This window comes from bacterium (assembly GCA_031082185.1).
Lineage (GTDB): Bacteria > Sysuimicrobiota > Sysuimicrobiia > Sysuimicrobiales > Humicultoraceae > VGFA01.
This window is the reverse complement of the sequence record JAVHLI010000023.1, coordinates 1-20,354: the sequence shown is the minus strand read 5'-3', so window position 1 is coordinate 20,354 and position 20,354 is coordinate 1. Positions and strand designations below refer to the sequence as shown.

General features: G+C 65.3%; 25 protein-coding genes. 8 read left to right on the top strand and 17 right to left on the bottom strand.

Translation table 11 applies throughout. The features are described 5' to 3' along the window. From RDU83_13610 to RDU83_13585, 6 genes are all read left to right on the top strand, one after another. A partial coding sequence (locus RDU83_13610; GenBank protein MDQ7842037.1) for a hypothetical protein occupies nt 1–506 on the top strand: 506 nt, incomplete at its 5' end. Continuing rightward, a complete protein-coding gene (locus RDU83_13605) occupies nt 503–820 on the top strand; it encodes a YbaB/EbfC family nucleoid-associated protein (GenBank protein MDQ7842036.1) in 318 nt (105 codons plus the stop codon). The genes RDU83_13610 and RDU83_13605, both read left to right, overlap by 4 nt. Nucleotides 821–822: 2 nt before the next feature. Then, nucleotides 823–1,422 (top strand): recombination mediator RecR, encoded by a 600-nt coding sequence (recR, locus tag RDU83_13600; GenBank protein ID MDQ7842035.1) that lies wholly within the window; start codon nt 823–825, stop codon nt 1,420–1,422. Further along, nucleotides 1,423–2,652, top strand: coding sequence for an MFS transporter (locus tag RDU83_13595; protein MDQ7842034.1), 1,230 nt, complete (start codon nt 1,423–1,425; stop codon nt 2,650–2,652). Nucleotides 2,653–2,737: 85 nt separating this feature from the next. Further along, nucleotides 2,738–3,208, top strand: coding sequence for a ribonuclease H-like YkuK family protein (locus RDU83_13590; GenBank protein MDQ7842033.1), 471 nt, complete (start codon nt 2,738–2,740; stop codon nt 3,206–3,208). A 35-nt stretch (nt 3,209–3,243) separates the two neighbouring features. Next, nucleotides 3,244–4,140: a sugar phosphate isomerase/epimerase family protein gene (locus tag RDU83_13585; protein ID MDQ7842032.1), complete on the top strand. Its 897-nt coding sequence runs from the start codon at nt 3,244–3,246 to the stop codon at nt 4,138–4,140. Between the two features lie 42 nt (nt 4,141–4,182). Here RDU83_13585 and RDU83_13580 read toward each other — a convergent pair whose 3' ends face one another. The 8 genes from RDU83_13580 to RDU83_13545 form a co-directional block, all read right to left on the bottom strand. Then, on the bottom strand, nt 4,183–5,001 hold the full coding sequence (locus RDU83_13580) for a sugar phosphate isomerase/epimerase family protein (GenBank protein MDQ7842031.1): 819 nt from the start codon (nt 4,999–5,001) through the stop codon (nt 4,183–4,185). An 18-nt stretch (nt 5,002–5,019) separates the two neighbouring features. Continuing rightward, on the bottom strand, nt 5,020–6,294 hold the full coding sequence (gene serS, locus RDU83_13575; GenBank protein MDQ7842030.1) for a serine--tRNA ligase: 1,275 nt from the start codon (nt 6,292–6,294) through the stop codon (nt 5,020–5,022). Nucleotides 6,295–6,296: 2 nt separating this feature from the next. Then, nucleotides 6,297–7,442, bottom strand: coding sequence for an alanine--glyoxylate aminotransferase family protein (locus RDU83_13570; GenBank protein ID MDQ7842029.1), 1,146 nt, complete (start codon nt 7,440–7,442; stop codon nt 6,297–6,299). Between the two features lie 360 nt (nt 7,443–7,802). Continuing rightward, nucleotides 7,803–9,065 (bottom strand): FAD-dependent oxidoreductase, encoded by a 1,263-nt coding sequence (locus tag RDU83_13565; protein MDQ7842028.1) that lies wholly within the window; start codon nt 9,063–9,065, stop codon nt 7,803–7,805. A gap of 21 nt (nt 9,066–9,086) precedes the next feature. Beyond that, on the bottom strand, nt 9,087–9,206 hold the full coding sequence (locus tag RDU83_13560) for a DUF2892 domain-containing protein (GenBank protein MDQ7842027.1): 120 nt from the start codon (nt 9,204–9,206) through the stop codon (nt 9,087–9,089). 58 nt (nt 9,207–9,264) lie between these two features. Next, nucleotides 9,265–10,284, bottom strand: coding sequence for a phosphatase PAP2 family protein (locus RDU83_13555; protein ID MDQ7842026.1), 1,020 nt, complete (start codon nt 10,282–10,284; stop codon nt 9,265–9,267). Nucleotides 10,285–10,296: 12 nt separating this feature from the next. After that, nucleotides 10,297–11,874, bottom strand: a complete 1,578-nt coding sequence (locus tag RDU83_13550) for an ABC transporter substrate-binding protein (protein MDQ7842025.1) — start codon at nt 11,872–11,874, stop codon at nt 10,297–10,299. Continuing rightward, nucleotides 11,867–12,283: an archease gene (locus tag RDU83_13545; GenBank protein ID MDQ7842024.1), complete on the bottom strand. Its 417-nt coding sequence runs from the start codon at nt 12,281–12,283 to the stop codon at nt 11,867–11,869. Before RDU83_13545 ends, RDU83_13550 begins: the two co-directional genes overlap by 8 nt. Before the next feature lie 41 nt (nt 12,284–12,324). Here RDU83_13545 and selD point away from each other — a divergent pair, with 41 nt between their 5' ends. Then, nucleotides 12,325–13,380 (top strand): selenide, water dikinase SelD, encoded by a 1,056-nt coding sequence (selD, locus tag RDU83_13540; protein ID MDQ7842023.1) that lies wholly within the window; start codon nt 12,325–12,327, stop codon nt 13,378–13,380. Then, a complete protein-coding gene (locus RDU83_13535) occupies nt 13,373–14,164 on the top strand; it encodes a YwiC-like family protein (protein MDQ7842022.1) in 792 nt (263 codons plus the stop codon). The genes selD and RDU83_13535 overlap by 8 nt, the downstream gene beginning before the upstream one ends. A gap of 53 nt (nt 14,165–14,217) precedes the next feature. On the opposite strand, the gene RDU83_13530 is transcribed toward RDU83_13535, so the two are convergent. The 9 genes from RDU83_13530 to RDU83_13490 form a co-directional block, all read right to left on the bottom strand. Continuing rightward, the gene (locus RDU83_13530) at nt 14,218–15,117 is read right to left on the bottom strand and encodes a protease inhibitor I42 family protein (protein MDQ7842021.1); all 900 of its coding nucleotides are present in this window, start codon (nt 15,115–15,117) and stop codon (nt 14,218–14,220) included. 95 nt (nt 15,118–15,212) lie between these two features. Next, complete coding sequence (locus RDU83_13525) at nt 15,213–16,112, bottom strand: prenyltransferase (protein MDQ7842020.1); 900 nt, start codon at nt 16,110–16,112, stop codon at nt 15,213–15,215. Between the two features lie 142 nt (nt 16,113–16,254). Next, nucleotides 16,255–16,641, bottom strand: a complete 387-nt coding sequence (locus tag RDU83_13520; GenBank protein MDQ7842019.1) for a DUF488 family protein — start codon at nt 16,639–16,641, stop codon at nt 16,255–16,257. 102 nt (nt 16,642–16,743) lie between these two features. Continuing rightward, nucleotides 16,744–17,544: a PhzF family phenazine biosynthesis protein gene (locus tag RDU83_13515; GenBank protein MDQ7842018.1), complete on the bottom strand. Its 801-nt coding sequence runs from the start codon at nt 17,542–17,544 to the stop codon at nt 16,744–16,746. A gap of 96 nt (nt 17,545–17,640) precedes the next feature. Further along, complete coding sequence (locus tag RDU83_13510) at nt 17,641–18,330, bottom strand: HNH endonuclease (protein ID MDQ7842017.1); 690 nt, start codon at nt 18,328–18,330, stop codon at nt 17,641–17,643. 46 nt (nt 18,331–18,376) lie between these two features. Continuing rightward, nucleotides 18,377–18,796 carry a type II toxin-antitoxin system HicB family antitoxin gene (locus RDU83_13505; GenBank protein MDQ7842016.1) on the bottom strand — a complete coding sequence of 140 codons (420 nt, stop codon included), beginning with the start codon at nt 18,794–18,796 and terminating at the stop codon, nt 18,377–18,379. Continuing rightward, a complete protein-coding gene (locus tag RDU83_13500; GenBank protein MDQ7842015.1) occupies nt 18,793–18,999 on the bottom strand; it encodes a type II toxin-antitoxin system HicA family toxin in 207 nt (68 codons plus the stop codon). The genes RDU83_13505 and RDU83_13500 overlap by 4 nt, the downstream gene beginning before the upstream one ends. Nucleotides 19,000–19,213: 214 nt before the next feature. Beyond that, a complete protein-coding gene (locus tag RDU83_13495) occupies nt 19,214–19,735 on the bottom strand; it encodes a hypothetical protein (protein MDQ7842014.1) in 522 nt (173 codons plus the stop codon). 51 nt (nt 19,736–19,786) lie between these two features. Continuing rightward, nucleotides 19,787–20,354, bottom strand: a 568-nt coding sequence (locus tag RDU83_13490; GenBank protein MDQ7842013.1) for a DUF2971 domain-containing protein, incomplete at its 5' end; no start/stop codon positions are given.

Sequence of the window (20,354 nt, the reverse complement as noted above, 5' to 3'; positions counted from 1 at the left end):
CTGCGGCGCCACGCCCTGCGGCGCCGCCCCCTGCCGCGCCCTCCCGCGCCGCGCCAGCTCCCGCGGAAAAGCCGCAGGGAAGCATCGCCGGAAGCGTCACCATTGATGACGTGCGACGCCAGTGGGCACGGGTGCTGGAAGACATCAAGCGCGTCAAGATGCTCTGCCACGCCCTGCTGATCGAGGGTACGCCGCTGGAGGTCACCGGGAGTACACTGGTCGTGGGGCTGCGGTCGGGCTACAACTTCCACCTGGACAACCTGCACCGCGCCGAGAACCGCGAGGTCATAGAGGGTGCCCTATCGCGCGTGCTGTCCCATCCCCTTCGCTTCCGGGCCTGCCTGCACGACGCGCCCGCCGCGGGGCTTGATCCTCCTGCGTCATCGCCTGAGCATCCCGCCGCCGGGGGTGGCCCAGCGCCCAGGCCCGCCGCGGCGAAGGCATCGCTGGTGGAGCGTGCCAGGGAGCTGTTCGCCGCCGACATCGTGGAGGAGGACGACCGTTGAACACAGGCAACATGGGCAAGATGATGAAGCAGATGCAGAAGCTGCAGTCCGAGATGGCGCGGGTCCAGGAGGAGCTCGCCTCCGCCCGGATCGAGGCCCGCGCCGGCGGAGGCGTTGTGCGGGCGGTGGCAAGCGGTCACGGTGAGCTGATCGAGCTGGAGATCGACCCCTCTGTGGTGGACCCCGCGGACGTCGGCCTGCTGACGGATCTCGTGCTGGCAGCCGTAAACGAGGCCCAGCGCAACGCCCGCAGCATGGCCGAGAGCCGCATGGGCGCGCTCACCGGAGGCCTCCAGATCCCCGGGCTGACCTAGCGCTGATGGACTACCCGGTTCCCCTCGCCAGGCTCATAGACGAGCTCTCCAAGATGCCGACAGTGGGCCCCAGGACTGCCCAGCGGCTGGCGTTCTACATCATGCGGTTGACCACGGAGGAGGCACAGTCGCTCGTCGACGCGATCCTGGGCGTCAAAGCCGGCATGCGATCCTGCTCGGTCTGCTTCGGCATCACCGACACCGACCCGTGCGCAATCTGCTCCAACCCCTCCCGCAGCGGCGCGGTGCTGTGCGTTGTCGAGGACCCGCGCGACGTCATCGCGTTGGAGCGCACCCGTGAGTTCCGCGGGCGCTACCACGTGCTGGGGGGCGCGATCTCGCCGCTGGACGGCGTCGGCCCCGACGAACTGAAGATCGCCGAGCTGCTGTCCCGGGTGCAGGAAGGTGGGGTGACCGAGGTCATCGTCGCCACCAACCCGCGTGTCGAGGGCGAGGCCACGGCATTCTACCTGGCGCGTTTGCTCAAGCCGCTGGGAGTGAGGGTGACGCGGATCGCCCACGGCCTACCGGTTGGTGGAGATCTCGAGTACGCCGACGAGGTTACCCTGGCGCGTGCGCTCGAAGGCCGCCGCGACCTGTAGATGCCGGACGATCAGGAAGAGCAGCCTTCCCCAAGGTTCGCCGCGCTGCGATCAGGACCGTTTGCCATCTTCTGGATCGGCCTGCTGGTATCACACACGGGCACCTGGATGCAGTCGGTGGGACAGGGGTGGCTGCTCTACCAGCTGACCAACACCCCGGTCTGGCTGGGTGCATCAAGCCTGGCCTTTGCCCTGCCGATGGTGGTCCTGCCGCTCTTCGGGGGCGCCCTCGCCGACCGAATCCATCGGCTCAGTCTCATCCGGGGCATGCAGCTTGCCATGGCCGTTGCCGCGGGTGCGCTGGCTGGGCTCACCTACATTGGCGCTGTCACGGCCTGGCACCTGGCGGCGTTCAGCCTGTTCCAGGGCATTGTGCTGGCGTTCGAGGGCCCGGCGCGGCACGCCACGATTCCCGACCTGGTGGATCGCAGACACCTGCTGAGCGCCGTCTCGCTGTTTCAGTCAACCTACCAGTTGGGCGGGTTCTTCGGCCCGGCGCTCGCCGGGGTCATCCTCGGCGTGCTGGGCAGCGACCGCATCTACGCGCTCTTCGCGCTGAACTCCCTCACCTTCCTTATCAATGTGGTCGCCCTCTCCTTCATCTGCACGGTACCGCGTCAAGCCAGGACCGACTCCTCGCTGTTTGGATCTGTGACCGACGGCCTCCGGTTCGTGTGGAGCCAGCCGGCGTTGCGCTCCCTGCTCGTTCTAATCACGGTCGCAGGGGTCTTCGGCCGCTCCTACATCACGCTCATGCCGGTCTTCGCTCGGGATATCCTCCACACCGACGCGCGGGGGCTGGGCTATCTCACCGCGGCGCCGGGGGTCGGCGTGGTCGTCGGAGCCACCGTGCTGGCCGCAAGCGGCGCCGGCGGCCACCGGGGAAGGACGATCGTCAGGACGGCCCTGATCTTCGCCGCGCTGCTCGCCGCGTTTGCCTCCTCGCGGTGGATCGCGCTCTCAATCCCGGTGCTGGTAGTGCTGGGCGCAGCCACGATAACGCTCATCGCGACGATGTCCACCACGATGCAGGTATCCGCCACCGATGCACTTCGCGGCCGCGTGATGAGCGTGTGGGCGATCGCAAACGTCGGGCTGCCCTCCGTGGGGGCGATGGTGACTGCGAGCGCTGCCGCGGTCATAGGCGCGCCGCTGGCCGTGGCCGCCGGCGCCGGGCTTGTGGCGATCACGGCCGCCAGGCTGGGCCGGAGGATACTGAAGGTCGCCTGAGGGTGCCGAGCCCTCGGTCCCGCCGCGCCCATGTGGCTTGTTTAGCAGGAAACACCGGGAGTATACTGTGACGGAGGCGAGCGACGTGGATTTCGTTAGCCCCACCCTGGGGCAGCTCTCATTTGAGCAGATGTTCCGCCACCTGGTCGGCTACATGAAGAGCGAGCCCGACCAGAACTACCATTTGATAATCGGCACCGACTCGCTGGTCTCAGACGACACCACGTTCGTCACCGCGGTAGTAGTCCACCGGGTAGGCCATGGCGGCCGGTACTTCTACCGGAAGTTCCACAACCGCAAGATCGAGAGCCTCCGGCAGCGCATCATGCTCGAAACGTCGCTGAGCCTGGAGGCCGCCCACCTGTTGACCACGGAGCTCGGCCGCAACGGCTACTCCAATCTGCCTGTGGAGATCCACCTGGACGTCGGCCCCAACGGCGAAACGAAGCGGATCATCCGTGAGGTCGTGGGCATGGTCTCGGGATCGGGCTATGCCGCGGTCATCAAGCCCGACGCCTACGGCGCCACAAAGGTCGCCGACAAACACTCGAAGTAGAACCGAGGAACTACCCCTGTCAGGGAGGGTGGGCTGTGCGCCTAGGCGTGACGGTCGCGTACGCGCGCGTCCGGTACGGTGACGAACCAACGCTCAAGCAGTACGAGGAGTTCGCCGGCTGGGCGGCGGAGATGGAGTTTGCCGGCATCGAGCTGGCGGCGTTCAGCTCGGAGCACTTCTCCCGTGACTTCGGAAACCGTACTGCCGTGCGGGCACTCGGGGCCCGCTGCCGGGCGCTCGGCGTAGCGGTCAACGCCTTCGAGGCCGGGCACCTGCGCCACCTGACGGTGAGCGAGGATCCCGGCATCCGCCGCCAGGCGGTGGAAGGGCTGGCACGGGCGCTGGAGACCGCTCAGGCGCTGGGGACCGACCTGGTGTACCTGCATTCCGCTCCACACTCATCGTGGACGATCGAGTTCCGCCGGCTCTACGACGAGTTCACCCCGCCGATCAGCGTGGAGATCCCGCCCGGGTTTGCCTGGGACTCAGCGTGGGCGCAGTACCGGAGCACGGTGGAGGAGATGGCAGATCTGGCCGAGGAGGAGGGCGCGCGCCTGGCCCTCGAGATCCGGCCCTACGAGATGGTCAGCAACGCCGACGGCATGTGCCGCCTTATCGAGGCGGTCGGATCGCCCGCGCTCGGGGTGGTGTTTGATACCGGGCACTTCCTGGTGCAGAAAGAGTTGCTGCCCGTCGCAATCGAGAAGCTGGCAGGACGGATCTTCCTCGTGCACCTCGCCGACAACAACGGAGTCTGGGACCACCACTGGGCGCCCGGCAAGGGCGCCGTGCCCTGGGAGAGCGTGCTGCGCGCGCTGTCCAAGGTGGGGTACGCGGGGTTCGCCAACATTGACGTCGCCGGCGCCTACGACGACATCGGCGCGGAGATCCGGGCCGGGCGTGACTTCATCCGGGAGCGGATGACCGGCTGACCCATCAGGTAACCTCGGTAGCCCCGGGACTGCCGGGACTGCTCAGGCGTCCCCAAACAGCCGGCGGACGAACCGCAATCCCTGCCTGGCGGCCGAATCGAGGTCCGGGATCAGCAGCATCTCCAGGCCGATGGCCCCGGCGTAGCCCGCATCGCGCAGCGCGCCCGCGATCGGGCGGAAGTCAAGATGCCCCCAGCCGGGCGCCCGGCGATTGCTGTCGGCAAAGTGCACGTGGGCAAGGTGCGGCCCGGCGCGCCTGATTGCGTCTGCCGGCGACGCCTCCTCTATGTTCATGTGGAACGTGTCCAATTGGAGGCGCACAGAGGGCAGGCTCACTGCATCGAGAAGGGCGAGGCCCTCGTCCACTGTGTGAACGAAATCGGTCTCGTAGCGGTTTCCCGGCTCGATGGTGAGGGTCAAACCGAGCTCGCCCGCGTACAGCCCGCACTCCCGAACGCAGTCGGCCAGGTGCGGCCACGCATCCTCGCGCGAGGCTCCCCCCTGTAACTTCCCACGGATGATACCGATGGAAATGAGTGGGGCCCCTGCGCGGCGGGCGGAGTCGAGGCACCGGAACACGGCGCGCACCGCCTGCCTTCGGACCTCGGGGTCCGGGTGCGTGAAGGTCAGTCCCTGCTCCAGGGCGATGTAACCAGTCGCCAGCCCAGTGATGGACAGGCCGTGGCGTTCGGCCATCGAGCGCAGCGCCTCGGGATCGGGGTCAGAGGCATCCAGCGGCATCACTTCGACGGCGTCGTAGCCGCATCCGGCCGCTCTCGCGACGGCTTCGGCAAAGTTGACCGTAGAGGCGGCGGCCCAGAACCGTGATCCGGGTGCGGCCAGGTAGAGAGATACGTTCACCGACTACCGCGGCTGCAGCTATCCATTGCGCAGCTCTGTCCGCCATCCCATGTAGGGCACCAGCACCTCGGGCAGCCGTACGCTACCGTCGGCCTGTTGACCGTTCTCCAAGATGGCAATCATGGCGCGGCCGGTGGCCACCAGCGTACCGTTCAGCGTGTGCACGAAATCCGTGCCGCCGCGCGAACCCTCCCGGAACCTGGTCCCCAGCCGGCGGGCCTGGAAACTTCCGGCGTTACTGCACGAGTGCGTCTCGCTGTACCCTCCGCGGCCCGGCATCCAGGTCTCTATGTCATAGGTCTTCGCCATCCCCAGCCCGAGGTCGCCCCCGCACAGCAGCACCACGCGGTGAGGCAGCCCCAGCGCCTGCACGAAGCGCTCCTCGAGCCCGACCAGGTACTCGTGCTCCTCGGACGACCGGTCGGGATGGACGTACGAGAACATCTCTATCTTGAAGAACTGGTGCACCCGGTACAGACCGCGGACGTCGCGGCCGTGGGAGCCGGCTTCGCGGCGGAAGCACCAGGACACACCGGCATACCGCAGCGGCAGCGCCGAGGCGTCGAGCGTTTCGTCCATGTGGTAGGCCGCCAGCGGCTGCTCGCTGGTTCCGATGAGCGCCAGGTCCTCGTCCTCGATCTTGTAGGTCTGCTGGGTATCCAGCGCCACGCCGCCCCACGCGCCGGTGATCACGCCGCTGCGCACGAGCATCGGCGTCCCCAGCAGCGTGAAGCCTTCTTCCGTGAGCAGATCCATTGCCATGCGCGCCAGCGCCGTCTCCAGCATGACGCCCTCGCCGCGCATGTAGTAGAAGCGCGACCCCGAAGCCCGGGCTCCGCGCTCGAAATTGAGGATTCCCAGACTGGTTCCGATCTCCATGTGGTCGCGCGGGATGAAGTCGAACTCGGACGGCGTCCCCCACTTGCGGACTACCACGTTGGTCGAGGAGTCGGTGCCCTCGGGCACGGTTTCATCGGGATGGTTGGGCAGCGAACGCATCAGGCCGTCGAGATTGGACTCAACGCTCGCCAGTTGGGGCTCCAGCTCCTTGATCCGGGCCGAGAGTGCCCGCATCTCGACGATGCGCGCCTCCCGGTCTTTGCCCTTGAGGTCGGGGATCTCGGCGGACGCACGGTTCTGGCTGGCTCGCAGGGCCTCGATCTCCTGCAGGAGAGAGCGCCGGCTGAGGTCGGCCTCGATCACCGCGTCAATGGGGGCGGGATCGCGGCCTCGCCTACGCAGCCCGGCCCTGAACCTCTCGGGGTTCTCGCGGATCTGCTTAATATCCAGCATGGCTATCCCTCCCTGGCCAGTATCTCGGCCGCGGCCGCCTCGGCGCCACGGCCCGCAGGTCCGCCAACTTCAGGCAGTACGGCCTCCAGAGCGCGCAGCCCGGCAAGCACCGCCTCGTCCGGCACCCATCCCAGGTGCCCAAACCGAAAGATCTTCCCCTTCATCCGCCCCGGACCACCCGCGAGCACGACGCCATACTCGGTGCGCAGCCTGGTAAGCAGCGTCGTCGAATCAACGCCGTCCGGCACCCATATCGCGGTGACCGCCTCGCTGGCGTCTTCTTCCCTGGGAACCACCCGCAGGCCCAGCGCGCGGACCCCGGCCCGCACGGCCCTGGCGGTGCGGCGGTGGCGCGCCCACCGGGCCTCCAGGCCCTCGGCCTCGATCAGTTTCAATCCGGCGTGCAGCGCGCGTACTACGCTGATCGCCGGAGTGAACGGGGTGAATGCCTCCACATCTCCCAGTTCGGCCCGCATCCTATCGAACGACCAGTAGAACCTGGGAAGCCGCGCGGCCTTCACCGCCTCCCAGGCACGCTCTGAAACGCTTATCAGCGCCACCCCGGGCGGCGCCATGAGCGCCTTCTGCGACGCGGTGATCACAACGTCAACTCCCCACTCATCGGCGCGCAGCTCGACCGCGCCCGCAGAGCTGACCGCGTCCGCCACCATCAGCGCCGGCCACTCGCGCACCACCGACGAGATCGCGGCCAGGTCATTGCGCACGCCTGTCGAGGTCTCGCTGTGCGCCACCAGGACCGCCCGCGCGTCCGGGGTCTCCTGGAGCGCCCGGCGTACCGCCTCGGGTTCGGCGGCCTGCCCCCAGGGCATCTCTACCCGGTTCACATTGACGGCGAAGGCCTCGGCTATCTCAGCGAACCGCGCGCCGAACGCGCCGCCGCACACCGCCACCACCGTGTCTCCTGGAGAGCAGAGATTGACGATGGTCGCCTCCAGCCCGCCGGTGCCCGACGACGCGAAGGGCAGGATGGTGCCGCGGGTCAGCAGGACACGCCCGACCGCCTTCAGCGTCTCGGCAAACAGGCGTGCGAACTCAGGGGTGCGGTGTCCGACTATCTGGATCGCAGAGGCCGCCAGCACCTCGTCGGGAAGCGGGGTCGGGCCGGGAATCAGCAGGTACTGCCGCACGATCAACCTCCTTGAAATGAAACGCCCCGTCTCATCAGAGACGGGGCGGGTTCCCGCGGTGCCACTCTGGTTCCAGGGCGTCGGAGCGCCCGGACACTCATAGCGCTGTACCGGGCGCACCCGGGGGCTTAGGCCGGCCACTGTCTTTCCGTTTCAGGAAGCCGGCGTTTGCCCGCTGCTCAGGAGGGGATTCGACCGGGGTCCCGACCGGCTCGCACCAATCGCCGGCTCTCTCGACCAGGCGGACCCGCGGCTACTCTTCTCCGTCATCGCCATCTGGGGCGTGTTTCAATCATGGTAGCATCAGACCCCCATCCGGACAAGCCCGGTCTAGAACAGGCCAGCTTGGGACAGCACGGCCTAGGAGGCCATCACCCGCGACATTATCTTCAGGCCAACATCCATCACCTTCCATGGCATGCCGGCATGGAACGGCTCTCCGGCGCCAAACCGCCACGGCAGATAGATCCCAAGGAGTTTCTTACCGAGCCGCCAGGGGGCCGACGACCCGACCCTGTAGAGATCCATCGCGTCGGGCTGCACCTCGACGGGCAGCGCAGGGTTCCCGGTCAGGCGCAACGGCACCTGCGCAAAGGTGGCCTTGTCGAACTGCTCCATCACGCACATGCTGACGGGCTGGAACTCGAATGCCGGCGTGGTCCCCAGAACCTGCGAAGCCAGGTGCTCCGCGGCCGCATCGGCTTGGAGGAAAGCAAGGAAGGCCTGCTTGACCGGGAAATCCCCGGCATCCCCTGCGGCATAGATGTCGGGATGTCCCACCACCTGGCGTGTCCCCAGGTTGGTCTGGAGGAATCCCCGCTCGTCGGAGGGCAGACCGGCGAAAGGCGTGGCAGCGATGTATGGTGGGAACGAGATCAGGAGGTCGTAGGGGAGGCGCCGGCCGTTCCGGTACACCACCTCGCCGCGCTCCACCCGCTCGACCACGTGCTGGGTGTGACCGGTGATGCCCCGCCGGACGAACTCGCCCGTCACCACTTCGTTGAGGCGGGGGCCAAAAACCTGGATGTACCCTGCCTCGAATGTGGACCAGGCGATCTCAACAGCGCTGCGCGCTCCCTTCCGGCGCAGCCAGGTGTCGAGCATGAAGACCATCTCATAGAGCGGGCCTGAGCACTTGTTGTTGGGTGGAATGAGGAACAGGACCTGCCTGCGCCGCCCCTCCCGTGCGTCTGCCAGGAGAGCATCGAACGCCACCCGCAGCCGGAGCATCTCCTCGGTGGTCCAGACGGTCTGCGCGTGTTCGCGGAGGCCGGGGATCTCGTCGGGGCGCATACCGGCGCCGGTGGCCACCACCAAGTAGTCATAGGACAGCTTCTGGCCGTCAACCTGGACGGTCTTGGCCTGGGGATCCACCCCATTGACCGCGCCCTTGACGAGGGTGATCCCCTTGCGCTGAGTGGGCTTGGCAAGCGGGATCTTCAGGGTCTCCGGGTCGAGGCCGAAGGGAATGTAGATCGTGTTCGGCTTGAACAGGAACTGCTCCTGATCGGAGATAAGGGTGATCTTCGCACGCTCGGCCAAGCGCATCTTCAGGTAAAAGGCGGACTCCAGCCCGGCGAATCCTCCTCCTGCGACCACGATCTGCGGTTGAACTGTACCCATTATCTGAACCCCCCCTATTCTCTATCCTTGCTTCCTGGTTGAGATCCCGAATGGCATATAGAACGGGCACGTGCTGACGAAGCTCGTCAGCAGGAAGATAACGGCGACGATGCCCAGCACGATTGCGAGCGTGCCGCTGATCTTCCCGGTGAGATTCAGCTCCTTCCGTCTGATTTCTGGCGCCCTCTCCGTGCCCCTCCTAAAACGACGCCCCGCGCGTCCTCATTCCAGGCCCGGCCAGCCCGAGTCCGACAAACGCCCACGGTGCGAGCCAGACCGTCCACAGACCTATCAGCGCGTAGCGGACATAGCGGAACAGCAGCGCCACCTCAAGCGGCTCCCGAGGGAAGAGCGCGCCCAGTCCGGACCGCAGCCCCAGCAGCACGAAGAGCCCAAGGCCTAGGCGCAGTATCCGCTGCGCCCAGGGTCCTCTCGGGTCGAAAGACACGTACTTCCTTCTCAGCGCCCAACCGACACCGGCTCCAAACGCCACACCCAGGTTCGTGAAGAAGCCGTCCATGCTGCGTGGATCGGTTCCCCTCCTGCCGGCTGCGGGTGGTCCTGCCGCCGCGGCCTGCGCCTCCCAGGCCGGCGGATCGGGGGTCCCCGCGATCGCTGCACGTACGCTGAATACCCCTGCGAGCATCACCGCGGAAAACAGCAGGACTGCGGCAACATGGACCGCAAGAGGTCTCGGCCTCAACCAAGTTGCCGCGCGTGGCTCAAGCCACAGATACGCCGCCAGAACGAGCGCGCCGGCGACCCAGCCGGCGGCCACGTCGTGCGGGAAATGAACGCCCAGGTAGACCCGGGAAATGGAGATGCCCAGCACGAGCAGCACTGCTGCCACCCAGGCCGAGGGCCGCCTGGCAGCTCTGGCAAGGAAACCCCAGATTGCCGTGGCGACCTGCGCGTGGCCTGAAGGCAGGCCGTAACTCGTCTCGGCGACCAGCGCCTTCACGCGCGCATCCACCCAGTATGGCCGCGGGGCGTGAAACGCCCACTTGAGCAGGCCGTTGGTGAAATCCGAGAAGAGCAGGATTGCCAGTACCCGCATTCCCCAGGTGGTGTCCACGCACCAGTACAGAAAGGGGATGAGCAGCATGAAGAACTCCTCTCCCCCGAGGAACGAGAGGAACGCCATCGCCTGATCCAGGCCCGGGCTGAGGTGCTGAAGCGTCAGGACCTGGGCGATGCCCCACTGCCAGACGGCATCCACTGGTTCCGCCTCCTAGCGGTTGAACCACTCATTCCAGTGAAACGTCCCAGGACCTCCGACCACGCCGCGCAGCTCGGCACGGTGAAGCAGCAGGGGAAACCAGTCACCCAGCCGCACCGCGACGGCCTCGTCGTAGAACCGCTGCTGTGCGCGCGCCCAGATCGCGGCGCGTACCGGGGGGCTGGTGTGACGCACCAGCAGCCGCAGGTGCGCCGCCATCTCGCGGTCCTGATACCACCCGGGCCACGACGGCTGGAGCGGGAGCAGGAAGACGGGATCGGGCACGAACGCGAACGTGGTCGCGAATACGTCCCATCCCTCGGACCGCGCACGGCGCGACACCAGGGTGGCCCAGTCCATCACCTGCAGCTCGACCGCGAAGCCGGCCTGCTCCAGTTGTGACTTGGCAATCGTGGCAGCGGTCATGTGGTGCGGCATCTCGCTGCTGACCATCCAGCGCAGCGGCTGGCCGCGGTAACCGGCCTCGGCCAACATCCTGCGCGCGGCTGCGGGATCGCGCTGCCGGTAGACCGGCGCACCGGCCTCGGTCCACAGGGGGTGCTCGCGAGGGAAGAACGACGGCGTCGTGCGCCAGAACTGCCGGGGGCCGTATGTACCGCGCAGGACCGCCTCCTCGTCAATCGCGGCGACGACAGCACGGCGCAGCGCCCGGTCGGTCATCAACGCGGTTCGATGGTTGAAGACAAAGCCTGCCCACGCCGGCGTGGTGATCGGGTGCAGCGTGACCCCGCGCGCGCCCTGGAGCCGGGGATACTCGTCGTGGGGAACCGAGTGGGCGAAGTGGTAGTCACCCCGCAGCACGCCGGCGATCCGTACCGAGGCGTCGGGAACAGGCAGGAAGATCAGCGAATCCAGGTAGGGCTCGCGCCGGCCGGCCAATCCGTCGGGCGGATCCTCGCGGGAGCGGTAGCGCTCGAACCGCTCCAGCCGGATGTGAACGTCGGGCAGGTGCTCCACGAACCGGTACGGCCCGGTGCCGATGAGGCGGCGGATCATCCCTCCCCCGGCCTCCTCGATTACCTCGCGCGGGTAGATCACGGCGCCCTGGCTGGGAATCGCCAGCGCCAGGGGCACGAGCCCGTTGGATTCGCGCAGACGCATCATCACGGTGAAGGCATCGGGTGCGGTCAGGCTCTCGATGTCGCGGAACAGCTCCCGGCCACGCGCGGCAAGTTGCCCCCACCTCTGCAGCGAGGCGATCACGTCGCCGGAGGTCATCTCGCGACCGTGGTGGAAGAGCATGCCGCGGCGGAGCACGAAGGTGTAGGTACGGCGGTCCGGCGTTACGGTCCAGCGCTCAACGAGCAGCGGCCGCGCCTCGTACCGGCCCGAGAGGGCGAAGAGCCCCTCGAAGATATGGATGGCCACGTCCTGGGTGGGCCCGCCCGTGGTCCAGTGGAGATCGAGGGTGGGCGGCTCGCCGGTGTGGGCGATGCGCAGCACGCCGCCGCGCACAGGCTGCTCAGCGGCCGGCCGCGCCGTTGTGGAGGCTGCGACCACGGTGGCGGATAACGCCGCGCAGAACAGCAAGGCCGCGGCGACAGAGAGTGCCGCGACGAGCCTACACATCGAAGATCACCCGCGCCGTCCAGCCTCCGTCGGCCTGCTTGACCTCCACCATGTGATAGGTCGCCGCCTTAATCTCGCGGCGGAAGCGGTGGCGGTCGAGGTCAATCGGCTCCCCGTGCACGGTTGCGCGCAGCCGGCTGGGGCTGATCTGGTCAACCATGAAGACGACCGGCACAAAGGCCTCGATGTTGACCACCGCCAGCAGGTTGTTGAGCCAGGCCACCAGCAGCCCCCCATGGTCGTCGGCTTCCACCTCGCGCTCCAGCCATGCCCGGTTCTCGACGCTGCCCGGATCAACCATGAGCGAGAACATCCCCTCTGCCGCGGCCTCGAACACCTCGGCCAGCGTTGCGCCGCGGGCGACGATCCCTATGTCGGCTGTGTGCTCGAAGACCTCAAAGCTGCCCATTGAGGATATAATACCGGAAGAACCGGAAAGGGGGTGACGCCGTGACCGACCGCGAGCGCATCCGGCTCACGTCGCTGGTCGCCTGCGCCGGCTGAGCGTCGAAGCTCTCACCGGGCGACCTGGCGCACGTGCTGCGCCACCTTCCAAAACCAAGCGACCCGAACCTGCTGCTCGGGATCCAGACCGGCGACGACGCGGGCGTCTACAGGCTGAGCGACGATCTCGCCCTCGTGCTGACGGTGGACATATTCACGCCGGTCGTGGACGATCCGTACGAGTACGGTCTCATCGCCGCCGCCAACGCCTTCTCGGACGTCTACGCCAAGGGCGGCCGGCCGCTGCTTGCTCTTAACATCGCAGCGTTCCCGCGCAATCTGCCGTTGGACATCCTGGCGGAGATACTGCGCGGCGGCGCCGACAAGGCCGCGGAGGCCGGCGTGCTGATCGTCGGCGGGCACACCATTGACGACCCCGAGCCCAAATACGGGCTGGCGGTCACTGGGCTGGTGCACCCGGCGAGGTTCGTCTCCAACGCGGGCGCGCGGCCGGGCGACGTGCTCTACCTGACGAAGCCGCTGGGCCTCGGCGTCATCACCACCGGCATCAAGCAGGAGAAGACCCCGCCGGAGGTGGCCGCGGAAGCGGTGCGCGTCATGGCGGTCCTCAACCGCGCCGCCTCCGAGGCCATGCTGGAAGCCGGAGCGCATGCCTGCACGGATGTCACCGGTTTCGGGCTGCTCGGGCACCTGTACGAGATGGTGGAGGCCAGCGGCGCCGGCGCGCGCATCAGGGCGGCGGCTGTGCCGGTCCTAGATGGCGCCCGGGAACTGGCCGGGCAGGGGGCGGTGGCAGGAGGGACCGCGCGGAACCTCGAGTGGCTGGAGGGCAAGGTGCGCTGGGCGGACGGGGTGGACGAGATCACGCGCATCCTCCTGGCCGACGCGCAGACCTCAGGCGGGCTGCTGATCGCAAGCGCGCCGGAGCGGACGGGCGCGCTCGAGGACGCGCTCCGCTCGCGCGGCGTGGAGACCATCGCGCGGATCGGGCAGATCACCGCCCGGGGCGAGGTTCCGATCGAGGTAACAAGAGATCCCTAGGTTCAACCCGGTCGTCCCGCGCGAGCACGGCGGCTGGATGATGCTGGGCGTCCCGCTGGTCACCGGCGCCGCGGCGGCGCCGTCGTTTGATCCACTTTGGTGGTCGTTCTTCGCGGCGGCGTGGGCCGTCTACCTGGGCCGGTGGCCGCTGATGCTCCTGGCGCGGCAGCCCGCACATCCTGAGCGGGCGCGGTGGCTACGGTGGGCCGCCGGCTACCTGCTGACCGCGCTGGCGTTGGGCGCGCTGCTCGCGGCGCGCGGCCGCGCGGATCTGGTGGCGATCGGGATCCTGGCCGCCCTGCTGCTGGCCGTACACCTCTGGCTCGTCTCCCGTAGGGTCGAGATGACGGTCGCCGGCGAACTCTGGGGCGTGGCAGGACTGACCCTGGCCGCGCCGGCCTCGTGGTACGCGGCGTCAGGCCATTGGTCGCCCACCGCGTGGGGGCTCTACGCCCTCAACCTGGCCTACTTCGGCGCAACCGTCTTCTACGTGCGGGTGAAGGTGCGCGAGCAGCCGAAGTGGCCGCCGGATCTCGCCGGGCCGCGCCGCGTGCTCCTGGGATGGAAGGCCTGGGTGCCCGCGGCGTCAGGCGTGCTGGCGGCGCTCCTGTGGGCGCCGCTGTTGGGGTGGCCCCGGGCAGCGGGCCTCGCGTTGCTCCCCGGCACGATCAAGGCCGTCGCCGGGGCGTGGATGCGGCCGCGGCGGCTGGTGATCGCACGGGTCGGGGTGGTCGAGGTCGTGATGGCGGCCCTCTTCGGCGTGCTGATCGTGCTCATCGCATAGTCGCGCGCTCCAGCCCCTGTAGGCAGGCCTGGCAATCGGGGCGAAGGATTGGGCTACTTGCCCACCACGAGCTTGATCTCGAAGGTCTGGAGCGGAGGCACGTTCGGCTCGAAAGTCCGGTGATAGATCAGCTTCAACTGGGCCTCCCCCTGTTGGATTGCCTTGAACCTGAGCGTGACCATGCCGCCGGACCCTAATGCACTGCTGTCAGGTTTGAATTCCCACTCTCCCCGTTGTTCCAGCAGCGACCCTGCTCCCGGTGCCATTTCCCACGTGTAGCCAGTGGTCGGGTTGCCTTCGAGCGCGACCTCCAGACTGTCGCCCACACGCAACGTCACCGTTGAACCTGCATCCTTGGCGGTCAGCTTGGTCACAGCAGGCTGAGGCTGGCCGCGAGCACGCAGTTCATACCAGAAATCCGACACAAACCCCTGAGCGTCTGGCGTGAAGCGTTGTCTGACCACTTTGGGAGTGCCGTCCACGCAACGCCAGTCATAGATCGTTTCATGGCCGGTAACGACAGCCGGAATACTACCAGCGTTCGGATTCTTTCTACAGAAGTCAATCATCTCGGATTGGGGCGTGGAACTGGTGCTTGCCTTTGAGCATGGCAAATTGGCACCCACGAAACAAGCCCAAACGTGGCTATCCTTACAGCGCCAGACGGTCCCTGCCACAATCAAGTCGTCCGGTGCAGCGTCCGCGATCCCGGCTTTCTTTCTCAGTCCTTTGATAACCGCCTCAGGCGCCGCAGGACCAACATACCGCGCATCTGGCGCATCAATGGTGCCGATCGCTGCGCAGTACAGGAATGGGTCAGAGAATTGGGTCTGCGCTGGTGTCGCCGTTGGAACAACGGTATCCGTACGGGCGCTGCGTGACGCGCATCCCGATGACAAGAACACCACGAGCACAGAACCGGTCATCCATTTGAGCAATTGCTTGCCGGTCATGACGGCTTCCTCCTTTCTGTGCGTGACGAAAACCCGTCACTTTGCGCGAGCGGATGGCTTTCGACCTGCCCAACCTGCGCGCCTAGCGGCGAAGTTCACACGCCGCGTCGGGTGGTTGCCGTGGATAGGTGGCCCCGGGGATTCCGGAGCCCGTGTTCCGCCTCTCCGAGGTTCTTGACGATCTCACGGTAGCGGCCAGTGGCCAACTCGGACGGGCGCCCCGCTGCGCAGAACGACAGGTTGGCGAGCTTGCGGTTCGGGCGCTCGACCACCACACGGCCGTGCACATCGAGCTTAGATTCGAGATGGCGGAGCGCCTCCAAGTAGCGCTGGTCGTTTCTGGCCCGATCATAGAACGACAGGATGTAGACGTAGTAGAACAGGTTGTAGCGCAGGAACGGGTACTCGACCTGCATGAAGAGCGTGCCTATTCCGAAGTGACAGGGTCCGATTGGACGTCTGACCACCCAATGGTCCAGGAGTGATTCCACCGCCCTGTCGAGACGCGGCTCCCTATTGGCGTGCTCCGTGAAGCGAAAGACGTCCAACACGGGTAGCGTGACACCGGGGTTGGAGAACTCCGTTTCCGGACCTCGCCCGTACGGGAACTTGCCGCAGCGCCAGCCACCATCATCGTGCTGCGTCTCGAGCAGGTGAGCGAGCGTCCGCTGCAGCCTTCGGTCTCTCGCGTAGCCGAATCGACACAGCGTCCTGGCCGCCGCAGCAGTGTAGCACGGATAGAGGGCTCCGCTCGGCGCCAGACGATACCGACCATCGTCCCGCCACGCTCCCAGGACGAGCTGGAGGGCTCCACGAACCGCCTTATGAGTGCGCGCCACCCTCAGTTCGTGGAGGATCAGCAGCGACGTGAGGGTGCTGAATGGATCGCCGACGCCGAGCCGACCGTCGGCGCCGGCCCAGTAGTCCCCGCCGTTGTCATACCGTCTGGCAAGCACAGCCTCGGCGTCGGGAATGTACTTCTTGTTCACCATCACGAACCCTCATGGTGCAAGTCGATGGCACCTAACGTATCAAGCTAACCGGCGGGCCGTGCCGACGCTCGCCAAGTTGAAGCCGCGCACGAGCCCGTCCGGTTGAGCGCAGGGGTGGGCGTCAACGCTGCCACCGGCGAACCCTTCATACGACTTTCGCGCCGCGCTCAAGTAGCAGGGCGCGCAATACCGACCGATGACAACGTGATTCGTCGGGGCAATAGCAGCCGACGGAGAAGTCAGTCTGATGGGAGAGTGCGGCGAGGAGATCAAGCGTCGTCCTGCTCTCCGGAGCAGCCATCTCGGCACGGTACTTCCTCATGAAACGGCGCCACTCGCGCTCGGTCTTCGCGCCCCGCGCAAGCCTGACTGTTTCGGAGCTGGGTGCGAGGGTCGGCAACCAGACGTCGTAGAAGTTCTTCGACGAATACTGAGTCTTAGGCACGCCGCGAGGGGGACGCCGCACTGTCCCAACACGAAGGCCCTCACGTAAGAATCGATCGGTGCCGAGACGGACGATTCTAACAGCCATTCAGCGATCTCCATAAGGCAGGCACGTCACACTTGACGCCTAACGCCATGCCGCTCAGCGGCGTCGTTCATCGACATCCGCTGCATGCGTTTGCTCGACGTCCTATATGGTAATCATTCCTTCCAAGTAGAGAGCAGCTCTACCAGATATTCTGACGCGTCCGCCAGCGTTTGTGCAGAACAACTCTCCTCCACGCTTCGAGACCTGGAACGCATGCAGAACATTCCTCCCAAGCACGCTTGCCCAATAGGGAATCAGAACGCAATGTGCAGATCCCGTTACCGGGTCTTCCGGTACGCCAACACGGGGCGCAAAGTACCGTGATACGAAGTCGCTCCGATCTCCCCTCGCTGTAATGATTGCTCCTCGGCACTCAACTTGAGCAAGTGCGCTGAAATCGGGTTGGACTTCTCGAACGGCATTCTCGCTTGCCAGTACCGCCATCATCACTGCCCGGTCTCCCTCTGGTTCGAAACCTAGTACCTCCTCCGGTGTAATCCCCAATGCTTCATTAAGGCCAGCGGGCGAAGTCCGAGCGCAAGCAGGTCTTGCCGGAAAGTCCATTTCAAAGAGGTCATCACGTTCGGTTACGACAAGTTGTCCGCTCTTGCGTGTCTTGAACCGGATGCTATCCATAGGCCACTGTCGCAAGGCAAACAGAACAAAGGCGCTCGCCAATGTTGCATGCCCGCAAAGTGCGACTTCTGTAGCCGGAGCAAACCATCGTAGGTCGAAGCTGTCATCATTCCGGACAAGAAATGCTGTTTCGGACAGATTGTTCTCCGCAGCGATAGCTTGGAGGTGCTTGTCATCAATCCATGAATCCAGCATACAAACAGCCGCCGGATTACCGGAGAAGATCTCCGAGGTGAAGGCATCAACTTGGTAGATAGGTATCTTCATTTCTGCTTCCTTCTCTATGCCGAACGCCTGGCACTGAGCCGCGGCGGTATCCACCGCTTGGGCGCCGTCGGCTCTGGTGCCTGGTTAGGCAGCACTCTAGAGAATCCTGTCGTGCTTCTCAAGATTATGGCGTGCACACAGCAGCTGCACGTTCGCCTCTGTCAATGAAGTGCCCCCCTTCGACCAGGGAAGATCGTGGTCAAAGTGAAGCTCGTCAGTGGAACCGCAAATCACGCACTTGCCGCCGTCGCGCCTCCACACCGCTAGCTTGACCGCGGTAGGAATGATTCGTCGACGCGTCGGATTGGCGGTGGGCGGCACGTTAAAGTCCTCGTCTCCCTCGACAGCGACTAGGCGGAACTTGAATACTAGCCGGTACTCGTCAGGCTCTTGCCAGGAGTCGACCAGGTGGAAGATCCCGTTGTATGACCAGATGCCGGTGTGGATCTTCTCGTACACACGAACCCTCTCGGGCTGGTGCCGGCCTGCTTTCGCGTCCCGTGCGGCGGCGTGAAACCTGCCATTCTGAGTGAGCGCGCCCGACGGATGGTGCTCGGGCTGATCTGCGACCTTAGGGTTGGGACAAGCAGGACCTCGGGGTCGGTCGTGCCCCTCGTAGATGAGGGTGGTGCCGCCATCCTCGAGGCGGTCCCGGTACGGCGCGTTTCGCCGAAGCGACATGAGGATAACGGAATGGTTGCCGCCCAGACCAAAGTTCATCCCTTGCTGAAGGCTCATGCCTTCGCGCCGGCACATCTCAAGGTACGGAATGACGTTGTCGCTCAATCTGGACCTGCCTGTGAATCACATGATGCGCTGCCTAACGTTCGCGCTAACCGGCGCGCGCCGCTTTTGTGCCCGTCCGTGTTGAGCGCGCGGTTAGACGACGGGTTTCATTGGCGTGACCTTGACGCCGACCGATACCTTCAGAAACAAGCGAAACGATGAGGGTGTTGAGCGACACGCCTTCGGCCTTTGCGCGTTCGATGAGCTGCACGTGAAGCGAACGTGGAACGCGCTGCACGAAGCGGCCACTTACGGCGGAAAAGGGTGGGGGAAACTCATCTCCGAACTCCCGGGCTACCGCCAACCACGACTTCAAAGCGTCACGACCGTTCGCGATCGCCTCTTCGGGCGTGGCACCATCCGACCAGCATCCGGGGAGGTCGGGAAAGGAAATGCTGTAGCCGCCGCCCTCGTCCTTCGAGAGAGGGCGGATCTCAAATGGATACTCAACAACAGGCGTTTTCATTCGGCAACACCCTCCTCAGTCAGACGTACGAACCGCTTCACGTACACGGGCTTGACGGGACGGCGAACCGGCACACTGAGCATGGCGCCATTAGGGTGACGAAAGATAACGTGGCTTCCGCCGGGTTGGCGGTAGACCAGCCCGAAGGCATCGGCGACCGACTTCAGGCTCTCGATGCGCCAGTCTCGAGGATTGACCTTCATCTGAGCGAGAGTCCTCGCAGCCAGAGTCACGGACCTAATGATACTACCAGTGACACTGCCACGCAACCGCTGGGCAGGATGATCGGTCCCGTCGCCTAACGACAAAGCTCAGCTGTGGGTCGCCGTCGCAGAAAGCGATGAAATCCCGGAACTGCGATGACGGCGACCGCCATCTGCAGCGATTGGTTGGGCCGATTCGCCCGCGGACGCAGAATTATGGCAACTCACCAACACGGGCGCCACAGACCTCGCAGAAGACGGCCGAAGGCAAGAACGGGTGCCCGTTTTGACAGCGGCGGGCCGGATCCCGCTTAGCGACCACGATTGCCGAGTAGAGGATGGCGGCGGCGGAGTAGAAGGCCATCCAGTGCCCGGAAGAACCACGAAAGACGATTGGCGGGGCGTTCGCACCGCTGTCTGCCCCACCGGGTGCGAGCACTGCGAAGATGGTGAAGTTCGCAATCGCGTAGACGAAGAAGGCGGAGGTTAGCCAGCGCATCCAGTGTGGGCAACCACGAAGTGCCGCCTTCCACACTTCCTTGTACTTGAAATCCTTCACGAGCCGATACAAGACGAGTACGGCGGGCAACCAGACGACGAAGATGCCGGTGTGGAGCGCCCAGGCAGCATCCCCCAGGGGTTGCTGCTGACCGAAGAGCGCTGCCACATGGGCGGCGAGGCTGAGAACCAGGCCGGCCACGGCCAACGCCAGGAATGGCAGAAGGAGTATCGTCACGGTCCCTCACACCACATGCGGCCTAACGCCCGCGTTCGGCGTCATCATGAACTAAGTCATCTCGCGTAATTGACGTTCAAATGTCGTGGGATCGCGAACTACTTGCTTGATGGAGAGAATGCGACCAGCTTCCTTTATCCGTCTCGATATTTTCGAAACAATGCAATCCGGAGTGCGTAACCCGAATACGACTCCAGAAACATTATCTCTGAACTGCACCTTTGAGTTCGCCGTTAGATTGGAAGGAAACGGAGGCATGCTCTGAATAATCGACATAATTCTCCACTCATTCTCACAGCGCCACTCGCTTGCCTTTGCGTAGATAGCCCGCGCTAGTTGCGCTTCATCACGGGCAACCACGTTAATCTCTGGAACAACGTCGGAATACACGACGGGATGTAGGTTGACGCTTCGCCAGCTCTCGTCGCAGGTGTACTCAATGCAAATGCCGCCGTGGTCTATCGGTCCGTGGGACGGATCAATGTATTTCGCGTAGTTAGCCCACATGGAGTAGTTCACTGGGAGCGTCGTAAAGCATGCAACACGTAATACATGCTCGATAACGTACCTTGTATAGTCGATCACGTGCTTGGGGATGGTTCTATCGGCGCGAATGATC

Bases quoted from the DNA above. Each gene is read 5' to 3' on its own strand.
- RDU83_13595 (MDQ7842034.1), top strand. From the start codon at position 1,423: ATGCCGGACGATCAGGAAGAGCAGCCTTCCCCAAGGTTCGCCGCGCTG.
- serS (MDQ7842030.1), bottom strand. From the start codon at position 6,294: ATGCTGGATATTAAGCAGATCCGCGAGAACCCCGAGAGGTTCAGGGCC.
- RDU83_13565 (MDQ7842028.1), bottom strand. From the start codon at position 9,065: ATGGGTACAGTTCAACCGCAGATCGTGGTCGCAGGAGGAGGATTCGCC.
- RDU83_13550 (MDQ7842025.1), bottom strand. From the start codon at position 11,874: ATGTGTAGGCTCGTCGCGGCACTCTCTGTCGCCGCGGCCTTGCTGTTC.
- RDU83_13545 (MDQ7842024.1), bottom strand. From the start codon at position 12,283: ATGGGCAGCTTTGAGGTCTTCGAGCACACAGCCGACATAGGGATCGTC.
- RDU83_13530 (MDQ7842021.1), bottom strand. From the start codon at position 15,117: ATGACCGGCAAGCAATTGCTCAAATGGATGACCGGTTCTGTGCTCGTG.
- RDU83_13520 (MDQ7842019.1), bottom strand. From the start codon at position 16,641: ATGGCTGTTAGAATCGTCCGTCTCGGCACCGATCGATTCTTACGTGAG.
- RDU83_13515 (MDQ7842018.1), bottom strand. From the start codon at position 17,544: ATGAAGATACCTATCTACCAAGTTGATGCCTTCACCTCGGAGATCTTC.
- RDU83_13505 (MDQ7842016.1), bottom strand. From the start codon at position 18,796: ATGAAAACGCCTGTTGTTGAGTATCCATTTGAGATCCGCCCTCTCTCG.
- RDU83_13500 (MDQ7842015.1), bottom strand. From the start codon at position 18,999: ATGAAGGTCAATCCTCGAGACTGGCGCATCGAGAGCCTGAAGTCGGTC.